The organism is Prevotella sp. HMSC073D09 (genome assembly GCF_001814145.1).
Classification (GTDB): Bacteria; Bacteroidota; Bacteroidia; order Bacteroidales; family Bacteroidaceae; genus Prevotella; species Prevotella conceptionensis.
Genome location: NZ_KV815118.1, coordinates 68953 through 80121, shown reverse-complemented (window position 1 = coordinate 80121; position 11169 = coordinate 68953). Strand labels below are relative to the sequence as shown.

Below are 11169 nucleotides of genomic sequence, written 5' to 3'. Positions count from 1 at the left end.
AATAGAAAGGCAAAATGGTGCAAAATACAGGTTGTGTTCTTAAAAATGGACTAAAACGGAACCTCGTAAGGCAGAAATCTGTGGCTAATTGCTTGCTTTTTAGCCCTTTTTCTCGCTAGAATGGGTGCCGGAAATAAAGTGTTTTGTAAAGTCTGTTGCAAAAATTTAAGGTTCTGAGTTGATGAGTTTGTGATTTAGTAAGTTTATAAGTGGGTAAGTTTAAGGGTTGATGGGTTTGTGCGATGCTAAGTATATCAGTTGGTAAGTGTTTGAGTTTGTGAGTTCATGAGTTTATGAGTGGATAAGTTTATGGGTTGATGGGTTTGTGGGTTGGTAAGAATATGGGTGGATCTGTTTATGGGTTTGTGTTACTTTTAGAGGGATAACCGCGTTTTGCCACTGATAAATGAGACAATATTTCAAATTATGTCGTAACTTTGTGTAGTACTTCGTACAGGAGCGGAGTGTTTATCTTGGTTTGCTTTTCGCAACACGAAGATAATAAGTATCACGCTATTGGTGGAGGTCTTAAAGGTAAAGACCACTTCTACTCGCGAACTGAACAACTCACAAACTAAAAACATTATTGAGCTTTGCGTAAATTAAAAACCATAGAAATGCACCGCTTGACGGTGGACGAATTTAAGGCAGCCAGCAAGTTGCCGCTAGTGGTGGTGTTAGATAACGTGCGTTCTTTGCACAATGTAGGTTCGGTGTTGCGTTCGTGCGATGCCTTTCGTGTTGAGGCCGTCTATCTTTGTGGCATCACGGCAACACCGCCAAGTGCCGATATTCATAAGACCGCGTTGGGCGCGGAGGATAGTGTGACGTGGAAATACTTCTCAGAAACCACCGATGCCGTTGACGAATTGCACGCCCATGCAACCAAAGTGCTTGCCGTGGAGCAAGTGGCAGGCTCTACCATGCTGCAAAATCTGCAAACCAACGAGGGCCAACGTTATGCCGTTGTGCTGGGAAACGAGGTGAAAGGCGTGCAACAAGCCGTGGTAGACCGCTGCGACGGCTGTCTTGAAATACCCCAGTTTGGCACCAAACACTCGCTCAACGTGTCGGTTGCGGCTGGAATTGTGGTGTGGGAGTTTGCCATGAAGATTGGCAATAAGTGAGTTGGCGCGTTAACTTGTCAACTCGTCCACTTGTCTTCTTGTCAACTCGTCCACTTGTTTACTTTTCTGTTAATCTCTTCTTACAAACCGAACACTAGTTGTTACAATCTGAATAATCTGCAAGACACTTTATATCTAATCTAGATTTTTAACACAGGGAGCAACAGAAAAAGCCCTCGCTTTTCTTTTTTGGTTACACAAAATGTCGTATCTTTGCAAACGATAAAAGTATTTATTAAACATATCAATCATGAAAAAAACAACATTTGACAAGGCCCTACTGGGCTTTCTTGGCCTAGTGGCCATCCTTTTTATGGGAGTTACTTTATCCTCATGTTCAAACGACGACGACGATGTGCCAGTCGAAAAAAAGAAAGAAAAGGTTAGCGCCATCGTCGGAACTTGGCAACAAGACATGAAGGAGAAAGTTGGCGAAGGCACTGGTGAGGGAGAATCGGAAAAACCCGTTCCCGTTTTCGAAGTTTACCAAAAAGACGGCACTTATTTAAAGACCAGTGACCCCAAGAACAAAGAGGCGAAAGTAGAGGAAGGAACGTACACCGTAAAGGAGGACTCACTGTTTGTTGAAGTGAAAGGAACAGACGCTGTGCGCAAAGATGCATTCAAGTTCGTAATTAAAGAAAATAAACTGTCTAAACAACAGAAAGGAGAGGAGATAGCAACTTACACCAGGTTTAAAGTGACCCCCTGACCAGGGTAAATACAAGAAAAGCATGATACGCCGACTGATGCCGGCGGACATTTGCAGTGCAGACATCGCGAGATGTCTGCCTGTTTGCCATGATAAGCATTAAACATCTGCAACCAATGGCATCATCAAGCGTTGATGGGGCTGCATAAAAGCGGGCCTAACCCCACGATGTAGCCGCCAAAAACACCTTTGAATATGAAGAACGGGGCTGCACAAAGCAAGGGCAACCCACGCAAGAGCAACCCAAAAACACCTTTGAATATGAAGAACAGGGCTGCACAAAGCAAGGGCAACCCTACGCGAGAGCAACCCCAAAACCCCTTTGAATATGAAGAACGGGGCTGCATAAAGCAAGAACAACCCTAAGCAAGAACAACCCCAAAACACCTTTGAATATGAAGAACAGGGCTGCACAAAGCAAGAACAAGCATACGCAAGTGCAACGCCAAAGCACCTTTGAATATTAAAATCAGCCACTTATCATAGACTCTTTGCCGCAAACCATACCACTTTTATTCGTGTTTCTCGAATTTCTGCACTAACTTTGCACATTATATATATAATTGTAAACAACAAGACATGTCATTAAAATGTGGTATAGTAGGGCTGCCCAACGTGGGCAAGTCCACTCTCTTCAATTGCCTTTCAAGTGCTAAGGCACAGGCAGCTAACTTCCCTTTCTGCACCATCGAGCCCAATGTGGGCGTTATTACCGTGCCCGACGAACGCCTAACACGCCTCGCCGAGATTGTTCATCCTGGCAGAATAGTACCCGCAACGTGCGAAATAGTAGACATCGCAGGGCTTGTTAAGGGCGCATCAAAAGGCGAAGGACTGGGAAATAAGTTCTTGGGAAACATCCGCGAAACCGATGCCGTGATACATGTACTACGTTGTTTCGACGACGAAAACATCACACACGTAGACGGAACCATTGATCCCATACGCGATAAAGAAATAATCGACACCGAATTGCAGCTGAAAGACCTCGAAACCATCGAGGCTCGACTGGCCAAAGACCAAAAGGCAGCGGCAGCAGGAAACAAGGATGCCAAGCTGAATGTTGCCGTACTGACGGCCTACAAGGAGGTGTTGGAGAAGGGAATGAACGCCCGCAACGTGACATTCGAAAGCAAAGAAGAGCAGCAAGCCGCACACGACCTCTTCCTACTTACCGCAAAACCCGTGCTGTACGTCTGCAATGTAGACGAGGCCGCGGCCAAAACAGGCAACGATTACAGCCGAAAGGTGGAAGAAGTGGCTAAGGCCGAAGGTGCCGAAGTGCTGGTTATTGCAGGCAAAACCGAAGAAGACATCGCCTCGCTAGAAAGCTATGAGGACAAGCAAATGTTCCTCGACGAGCTGGGTTTGGAAGAAAGTGGCGTTAACCGACTTATCAAAAAGGCCTACGCCTTGCTCAATTTGCAAACCTTTATCACGGCCGGCGAGATGGAAGTAAAGGCTTGGACCTACCACCGAGGTTGGAAAGCGCCCCAATGTGCAGGCGTTATTCACACCGATTTCGAGAAAGGATTTATCCGCGCAGAGGTTATTAAGTACGACGATTACATCGAATATGGGTCGGAATCGGCCGTGCGCGAAGCCGGAAAGCTAGGCATCGAGGGTAAAGACTATGTGGTGCAAGATGGCGACATCATGCACTTCAGGTTCAATGTGTAGATATCTTGCTGGGCGAAATGGGCTGCAATCATACCCGATGTGCGCCTATCTCTCGCCCCGCATCATCGTATATGGCCCGAAAAAATCCGTTTCGCAGTACGCCGAACGGTGCTTTGTGGGTGGCGATGTGGCGCGAACCCATTTGCACCAACAAGGAGTTATTCGTCTAAAATGGCAGCATACAGCCGCTAAAATGGAAGAAGACAGCCGCCAAAATGGCTCAGAACGCGTTGCGCAACCCCCCATTGCGCACGCATAAAATCTAAATAAAGACAAATGTTATCACACCTTAACTACATCCTTTGGAACCCCGATGTTGAGGCTTTTCACCTCTTTGGGTTCTCCGTTCGCTGGTACTCCTTGTGCTGGCTCATTGGTCTTGTGTTGGCCTACTTCATCGTGCAGCGCCTTTACAAGCAGCAAAAGATAAAAGACGAGCTCTTCGATCCGCTCTTCCTTTATTGCTTTTTCGGCATACTTTTGGGCGCACGACTAGGTCATTGCCTGTTCTACCAGCCCGAATACTACCTAACCAGCTGGCAACACTTCATCGAAATGATTGTGCCCATCCACTTTTTGCCCGGTGGAGGATGGAAATTCGTGGGCTACGAAGGGCTGGCATCGCACGGCGGAACCATCGGACTCATCGTTGCTCTTTACCTTTACTACCGCCGAACGCGGCTAAACCTGTGGCAAGTGCTCGATAATATCGCCATTGCCACCCCCATAACGGCCTGCTTTATCCGCTTAGGCAACCTCATGAACTCGGAAATCATCGGCAAAGTAACCGATGTGCCTTGGGCGTTTATCTTCGAAAGGGTGGATAAGATGCCGCGCCATCCGGGGCAGTTATACGAGGCCATCGCCTATTTCGTGTTCTTCTTCGTGGGTCTTTGGCTCTATCGCAAGCATCCGCAGCGTGTGGGTACGGGTTTCTTCTTCGGACTTTGTCTCACGCTCATCTTCACATTCCGATTCTTTATCGAATATACCAAGGACATACAAGTAGACTTTGAAAGCGGTATGCCCCTCAATATGGGTCAGATTCTCTCGCTCCCCTTCATCGCCATCGGCATCTATTGCATGCGCAGAAAAGGCAAGGGGCAAGCTGCAAAATAACGAAACCACAGGGCAGAACATGCCCTAACTACGGCAATGGCCAAGGAAAAGACCTGCCGTAGCTCACTCCATAAACCTCAAAAACAACAATGAAACAAACGCTTATCTTAGCTTTTCTTGCCCTCGCATCGGTTGCGCAGGCGCAAATCAGACAGGAACGAAACCTCGACAAGTGGCAATTCTCGCGCGACGGAAAGGATTGGCAGCAGGTTGATGTGCCGCACGATTGGGCCATAACGGGGCCTTTCGACCGGAAATGGGACATTCAACACCTAGCTATCGAGCAAGACGGACAAACCGAAGCCATAGACCATACGGGGCGTTCGGGTGCTTTGCCGTGGATTGGTAAGGGAGAGTATCGTACCACCTTCAGGCTACCCGCCGGCACAAAGCATACCACGCTCTATTTCGATGGGGCCATGAGCGAACCCGTTGTTTATGTCAACGGGCGCGAGGCTGGTCGTTGGATGTATGGCTATAACGCGTTCCGACTAGACATTTCGCCCTACGTGAAGAGTGGCGTAAACGAAGTTCGCGTGCTGCTGAACAACCAAGAGGAGAGCAGCCGTTGGTATCCGGGTGCAGGTCTTTATCGTCCTGTAACGCTCATCACGGCAGGCGATGCCCGAATAGACCCCTGGGCAACCATCTTTAAAACGGTAAATCTTGCAGGAAGTAAGGCACAGGTGTATGTAGAAACGCAGGCCACAACGCCCAAAGGCAAAGCTGCTGCACGCCTTGCAGTGAGATTGCTCGATGCAAACGGCCGTGCTGTGGCGCAGAAAAACCTCACGGCCAACGCCCAAGGCACGGCCGCGGTACAGCTGAATGTGGCCAATGCCAAGGCATGGAGCCCCGAACAACCCTATCTCTACACGCTCGAAGTAAGCCTATATCAAGGCAACAAACTGGCCGACCGCCTGCGCCAACGTGTGGGAATACGCACTGTGGCCGTTAGCAAGGAGCATGGTTTCCAGCTAAACGGCCAGTCGCGCAAGTTTAAGGGCGTGTGTTTGCACCACGATTTAGGCCCTTTGGGTGCAGCCGTTAACAAGGCAGCCATCATTCGTCAGATACGTTTGATGAAGGATATGGGTGTGGATGCCATTCGTACCTCCCACAACATGCCGTCGCAAATGCAAATGCAAGTGTGCGACTCGATGGGTATGATGGTTATGGCCGAGAGTTTCGACGCATGGAAAGAACCCAAAGTGAAAAACGGCTACAACCTGTTTTACGACCAATGGTGGCGTAAAGACCTCGAAAACCTGATACGCGGACATCGCAACCACCCCTCTATCGTGATGTGGAGCATTGGTAACGAAATTCCCGAACAATGGAACAAGGAGGGCGCACAAAGGGCGAAAGACATGACCGACTATTGTCATCAGCTAGATAATACGCGCCCCGTAACCTGCGGTGGCGACAATCCTAAGGCCAATACCGAGTGCGGATTTTACGCCGCATTAGATGTTCCGGGTTTTAATTATCGCGTAAACCTTTACGATGAACTTATCTCCAAGCAACGCCAAGGCTTTATCCTCGGCTCCGAAACCACCTCAACGGTGAGCAGTCGCGGGGTGTATAAGTTCCCCGTCGACGAGAAAAAGATGGCTACTTATAAGGATGGGCAATGCTCTTCGTACGATGTGGAATGCTGCGGGTGGAGTAATTTGCCCGACGATGACCTGATAGCGCAAGACGATCGCAGCTTTACCATTGGCCAATTTATATGGACGGGCATCGACTATTTGGGCGAACCCACTCCCTATTACTCGTATTGGCCCTCGCGAAGTAGCTATTTTGGCGCGGTAGATTTGGCCGGATTGCCCAAGGATAGGTTCTATTTGTACCGCTCAGTATGGAACGAAAAGCAACCAACCTTGCACCTTTTGCCCCATTGGACGTGGCCAGGACGTGAAGGACAGCAAACGCCTGTGTACTGCTACACCAGCTATCCAGAGGCCGAACTCTTTGTAAACGGACAGAGCCAAGGCCGCATCAAGAAAGACAAAGCATCGCGACTAGACCGCTACCGCCTGCGTTGGAACAACGTGGTGTACCAACCTGGCGAACTAAAAGTAATTGCTTACGATGCCAATGGTAAGCCTGCGGCCGAACAAGTGGTGCGTACGGCTGGCGAACCCCATCATTTGGTGGTGCAGGCCGATAAGCCTTCGCTTGCCGCCGATGGTCAAGACCTGCTTTATCTCACGGTGTCGATGGTGGATAAGGACGGCAATCTGTGTCCCGATGCCGACGACGAACTAACGTTCGACGTTAGCGGAGCAGCCACGTTCAAGGCTGTTTGCAACGGCGATGCCACTTCTCTCGAAATGTTCCACTTGCCCCACATGCGCCTTTTCCATGGCCAGCTGGTTGTTACGGTGCAAAGCAATAAGGCTAAGGGCAAGGTAAAGATGGATGTAAAGGCACCTGCTCGCAACATCTCTACCATCTGGCAGAACTAAGAGGGCAGGGTATAGCCCGGTTTACAAACGGCTACACACATCGGTTAGCGTTATTGGGCGTATGGGTGCTTATTGGTTTTCCTAGCGTTCTTAGGTTTATTTAAGCCCCATTGTTCAACTACTTTTAGATAGGCTAACCATCTAACAAACAAAACGGCAAGTGCTTGGTGAACATCCACCAGTCGCTTGCCGTTGTTGTTTATCCCCAATTGGTTCGTTAGAAAAATCCGCTTTCATTTTGCCAAAGGAAACACAGAACGCGTGCAAAGAGTTAACTCGCTGGTCGTACTTCAAACATCAGCGGAAGATATTCCTAACACTTTGCTTTTGAAAATCCGTAATGACTGGTTTCGGTTTATGCCTCATTCAGGCCGCTAAACCCTGCTTGCCAACCACGTTCCGCAATGAAGAGCCACGAAACCTAGGGCAACACTTGCGCCCAAATAGCCTGCTGCCATAAGGGTTTGGTTGGTATGCGTCATCCCCGACGTTTCGTTTACCAGCGAACTAAGCGTTGTTAGTCCGCCGCAAAAGCCCACACAAACCAGCAGTCTAAACCCTTCGCCACCGCCAAACCACCGTGGCAGCAGCGTTCCCACAAAGCCGATGACAAGGCATCCCAATATGTTGGCCGCCAAAGTGCCGAGGGGTAGTCCGCCGTTTTGTGTTGCTGGCCACAGCCACGACAGCGCGTAACGAAGTGCGCTACCCACTGCGCCGCCCACGGCCACCAATATGATGTTGCGTATCATAAGCGTAATTGTTTAATGTTTTCTGAGTTTCTCAGTTATTTATTTTGTTTCTTTACCATCCTGCAAGCCTTTCCAAGCGATACACTTGTGCCTAATAAACCCGATGCCTTATGCGATAAGCCCATCAATTCAGAGGTTCGTCAGCCCACCAACACTGCTCTTTTTAATGTTCAACGCCCCCTTCTTGGTCTCCTTATTATATATATGGGGCATTTATTCGCAAGCCCCTTGTATTATATTCAACGCCACCTTCTTTGTCTCCTTATTTATATATAGCGCATTCATTCGCAAGGCATCTAGTTACAAACCTTTGCATTGTTAACCGCGTTTGTAGCCGTGCATAGCCCTGTTCACGCAATCAGACGTGTGGCTAAATGCGACCAATTGGAAGTGTTTGTAGCAGTGCATAGTCCTGTTCACGCACTAATCTCTACCGACATTGCATAAGCATTCCCAAGCATAACACATTCATTAGCCAGTTTCCCACCTCATTATGCCGTCACAAAGTTAAGCATTTATTGTTTTCAAAGCCCACATTTGGCATTGAAAACTTGGTGAAAAACGGGAATAGAAACCTCTTGAAAACTTCTTAAATCCAGCATACAATGAAACAAAAGGTATAATCATTTTCCGTAAAACCCCTCTTGAAACTCTCTTAAATCTATCTGTTACGAAGAACAAAGCTACAATATGCACTTTTAGTAGCTGTCATAAACGAGCAGAAAAGATAAGCAAGACAGCGAAACCAGTTTCCATTTGCCCCCAAAACAGCAAGTCATATCACTCCCCTCTCCTCTTGGAGAGGGGCTGGGGGTGAGGCCGAGAGGGGCTGAGTGTGTTTTTTGTTCTCTTTTATTGTGAGTCGAACTAGCTTAAAAACAAAAAAAGAGTGTCGCAAAGCGCGACACTCTTTTTTCACTTAATTCGAAAACGAGCTGATGAGTAGGCTTTTGTTTAGCCCCTCATACTATTGTTGCGACTTGAATGCCGCATATATCTTATCAGCGATGCTTTGCATTTGCTCAGCAGGAAGTTTCAGTTTCTCTCGTTTAAAGTCGGCATCAGCCTCCGATTTCAGGGGTAGCAGATGAATATGTGCATGAGGAACCTCCAAGCCCAGCACCACCTGTGCCACCTTAACGCAGGGGCAGGCCGTTTTCACGGCGCGTGCAACGCGTTTGGCAAACAGCTGGAAGTCGGCCAATTCGTCGTCGTCCATATCGAAGATGTAGTCCACTTCCCTGCGTGGAATAACCAAAGTATGGCCTTCCATCAGCGGGTTGATGTCGAGGAATGCGTAGAACTGTTCGTTTTCCGCGCACTTATAGCTAGGAATTTCGCCTGCTGCGATTTTGCTGAATATATCCATAATGTTAGTTGCGTTTAGGTTATGGGCATTTGTGCGGCTGCCAGATGCAGCAGCTTTAAATCGTAATCTTGTCTATTCTCAATTTGATGGTGCCGCGTGGGATGGTAATTTCCACCTCGTCGCCCTCTTTTTTGTTGAGCAAACCCTGTGCGATGGGCGTTGTGATAGCTATTTTGCCCTCTTTCAGGTTCGCTTCGCTTTCGCTCACAATGGTGTACGTCATCTTTGCTTTCGTTGTGAGATTAGTCATCTGCACCTTCGAAAGAATCTGCACGGCATCACTGCTAAGTCTAGATGTATCAACGATTTTCGCCTCGTTGATGGCCACCTTGAACTTGTTTATCTTGTCTTCAAGGTGAGCCTGAGCCTCCTTAGCCGCGTCGTACTCCGAATTTTCACTCAAGTCGCCCTTATCTCTGGCCTCGGCAATGGCAGCCGATGCCTTGGGGCGTTCAATGGATTCGAGCCGTCTAAGCTCTGCCACGAGTTTCTCGTAGCCTTCTTGTGACATGTAAGCCATATTCTTTTAACCTTAAATTATGTTGGTGTTAGTTTTTCCGATGACAAATAACTACAAATTCCGACAGCCTCATGTTGTCGGAATCATTGATGTTCGTGTTCAACACACCTTCCTGCCAAGCAACGTTTTAGGTTCGCTTTACGTTGCATTTATGGCTTAAAGAAAAAGTCTCATTATTTCTTTGTGTGGATATGGATGCTGCAAAGTTAGGTAATTTTATGCAAAGGGACAAGCCTTGTATGTAAAAAATGTTTAAATGCGGTGTGTTTTATGTTACGTTTTACCGTTGGCAAGCTGTTTGTTTGCATAGAAAGCTGCATGTCTTCCGCTCTCGTTTGGGTGCTGTCTAAGAGGCTGGTTAGATGGAAAGTTTGTGGCCTTAGCGTTCTAATGCGGATGGTATATATGCCACATTTAGGGTTGGTTAGATGGAATGTTTCAGGCCTTGGCATTCTAATACGGATGCCATACAAGCTGTATTCAGGGTTGGTTAGATGGAATTTTGGGGGACTTGGCTTTCTAATACGGATGCCATACAAGCTACATCCAGGGTTGGTAGGATGGAAATTTTGTGGCCTTGGCTTTCTAATACGGATGCCATACAAGCTGTATTCAGGGTTGGTTAGATGGTTTTTTTGTGGCCTTAGCGTTCTAATGCGGATGTCATATAAGCCACATCTAGGGTTGCTTGGATGGAAATTTTGTGGCCTTAGTGTTCTAATGCGGATGGCATATAAGCTGCATTCAGGGTTGTTTAGATGGAATGTTTTGGAGTCTTGGACTTAGTTCTGTGTGAACAAGCGGCCGCTTAACGCTCCAAATTGGGCATAAAGTGCCGTCTCTTAATCTTTTTCTGCAGCCACATTTCTGTTAAATATGTTGCTTTTGTTTTACAAAACGCATTTTATTCGCCACTCATTCTAGCGAGAAATGGGGCTTAAAAACATGCAATTGACTGCGTTTTTCCGTTTTGCGAGCTCTTGTTTTAGTCCATTTTTAAGAAATCCGCCTGCATTTTGCACCACTTTGCCTTTCTATTTGGTCGCCAACTCGCAAAATTTTCAAGTCCAATTACCTGCATTTTACCCCCAAAACTCCACTTTTTAACCACTATTTTGTCCTTTTTAGGCATGTGTTTCATGGTCCTAATAAATTATATTTATACAATTACGACGTATTTTTATGCTTATCGCCCCACATCTAGCGGCAAAAACCACTGCATTTAGCATCAAAACGCAGGTCATTTTGCACCAAAACGCACCAAAATTAGCGGCAAATAGCCCCCAAAGTGGTGTAAATGGTGCTTTGTTTAAATTAATATTCATTTTGCCAGCATGAACAACTAACCCCTTTTAGCCCTAAAACAAACCTCCGCGAGAATCGAATTTTTGCGGCAAGGTGAGCAGTTGGTGGATAAAA

Annotated in this window: 10 protein-coding genes; 7 read left to right on the top strand and 3 right to left on the bottom strand. The window is 47.4% G+C overall.

What is annotated here, in order from left to right:
* The first annotated feature begins 593 nt into the window (after positions 1 to 593).
* The 7 genes from HMPREF2955_RS10515 (at position 594) to HMPREF2955_RS10490 (ending at position 7109) form a co-directional block, all read left to right on the top strand.
* Positions 594 to 1127: an RNA methyltransferase gene (locus HMPREF2955_RS10515; protein ID WP_070723373.1), complete on the top strand. Its 534-nt coding sequence runs from the start codon at positions 594 to 596 to the stop codon at positions 1125 to 1127.
* A 250-nt stretch (positions 1128 to 1377) separates the two neighbouring features.
* Positions 1378 to 1839, top strand: a complete 462-nt coding sequence (locus tag HMPREF2955_RS10510; protein ID WP_070723371.1) for a lipocalin-like domain-containing protein — start codon at positions 1378 to 1380, stop codon at positions 1837 to 1839.
* A 195-nt stretch (positions 1840 to 2034) separates the two neighbouring features.
* A complete protein-coding gene (locus tag HMPREF2955_RS16315; protein ID WP_168166891.1) occupies positions 2035 to 2205 on the top strand; it encodes a hypothetical protein in 171 nt (56 codons plus the stop codon).
* A 213-nt stretch (positions 2206 to 2418) separates the two neighbouring features.
* Complete coding sequence (ychF, locus tag HMPREF2955_RS10505) at positions 2419 to 3519, top strand: redox-regulated ATPase YchF (protein WP_070723368.1); 1101 nt, start codon at positions 2419 to 2421, stop codon at positions 3517 to 3519.
* The gene (locus HMPREF2955_RS10500) at positions 3512 to 3778 is read left to right on the top strand and encodes a hypothetical protein (RefSeq protein WP_139145546.1); all 267 of its coding nucleotides are present in this window, start codon (positions 3512 to 3514) and stop codon (positions 3776 to 3778) included. The genes ychF and HMPREF2955_RS10500 overlap by 8 nt, the downstream gene beginning before the upstream one ends.
* 17 nt (positions 3779 to 3795) lie before the next feature.
* Positions 3796 to 4638, top strand: coding sequence for a prolipoprotein diacylglyceryl transferase (gene lgt, locus HMPREF2955_RS10495; protein WP_070723363.1), 843 nt, complete (start codon positions 3796 to 3798; stop codon positions 4636 to 4638).
* Positions 4639 to 4727: 89 nt separating this feature from the next.
* Positions 4728 to 7109 (top strand): glycoside hydrolase family 2 TIM barrel-domain containing protein, encoded by a 2382-nt coding sequence (locus tag HMPREF2955_RS10490; protein ID WP_070723361.1) that lies wholly within the window; start codon positions 4728 to 4730, stop codon positions 7107 to 7109.
* A 374-nt stretch (positions 7110 to 7483) separates the two neighbouring features.
* Here HMPREF2955_RS10490 and HMPREF2955_RS10485 read toward each other — a convergent pair whose 3' ends face one another.
* From HMPREF2955_RS10485 to greA, 3 genes are all read right to left on the bottom strand, one after another.
* Positions 7484 to 7861 (bottom strand): fluoride efflux transporter FluC, encoded by a 378-nt coding sequence (locus tag HMPREF2955_RS10485; RefSeq protein ID WP_070723359.1) that lies wholly within the window; start codon positions 7859 to 7861, stop codon positions 7484 to 7486.
* A 967-nt stretch (positions 7862 to 8828) separates the two neighbouring features.
* Positions 8829 to 9230 (bottom strand): HIT family protein, encoded by a 402-nt coding sequence (locus HMPREF2955_RS10480; RefSeq protein WP_070723358.1) that lies wholly within the window; start codon positions 9228 to 9230, stop codon positions 8829 to 8831.
* Positions 9231 to 9285: 55 nt separating this feature from the next.
* Positions 9286 to 9750 carry a transcription elongation factor GreA gene (gene greA, locus HMPREF2955_RS10475; protein ID WP_070723357.1) on the bottom strand — a complete coding sequence of 155 codons (465 nt, stop codon included), beginning with the start codon at positions 9748 to 9750 and terminating at the stop codon, positions 9286 to 9288.
* Positions 9751 to 11169 lie beyond the last annotated feature (1419 nt).

Coding starts and splice junctions, on each gene's coding strand:
- HMPREF2955_RS10500 (WP_139145546.1), top strand. CDS start 3,512: ATGTGTAGATATCTTGCTGGGCGAAATGGGCTGCAATCATACCCGATG.
- lgt (WP_070723363.1), top strand. CDS start 3,796: ATGTTATCACACCTTAACTACATCCTTTGGAACCCCGATGTTGAGGCT.
- HMPREF2955_RS10510 (WP_070723371.1), top strand. CDS start 1,378: ATGAAAAAAACAACATTTGACAAGGCCCTACTGGGCTTTCTTGGCCTA.
- ychF (WP_070723368.1), top strand. CDS start 2,419: ATGTCATTAAAATGTGGTATAGTAGGGCTGCCCAACGTGGGCAAGTCC.
- HMPREF2955_RS10480 (WP_070723358.1), bottom strand. CDS start 9,230: ATGGATATATTCAGCAAAATCGCAGCAGGCGAAATTCCTAGCTATAAG.
- greA (WP_070723357.1), bottom strand. CDS start 9,750: ATGGCTTACATGTCACAAGAAGGCTACGAGAAACTCGTGGCAGAGCTT.
- HMPREF2955_RS10485 (WP_070723359.1), bottom strand. CDS start 7,861: ATGATACGCAACATCATATTGGTGGCCGTGGGCGGCGCAGTGGGTAGC.
- HMPREF2955_RS16315 (WP_168166891.1), top strand. CDS start 2,035: ATGAAGAACGGGGCTGCACAAAGCAAGGGCAACCCACGCAAGAGCAAC.
- HMPREF2955_RS10490 (WP_070723361.1), top strand. CDS start 4,728: ATGAAACAAACGCTTATCTTAGCTTTTCTTGCCCTCGCATCGGTTGCG.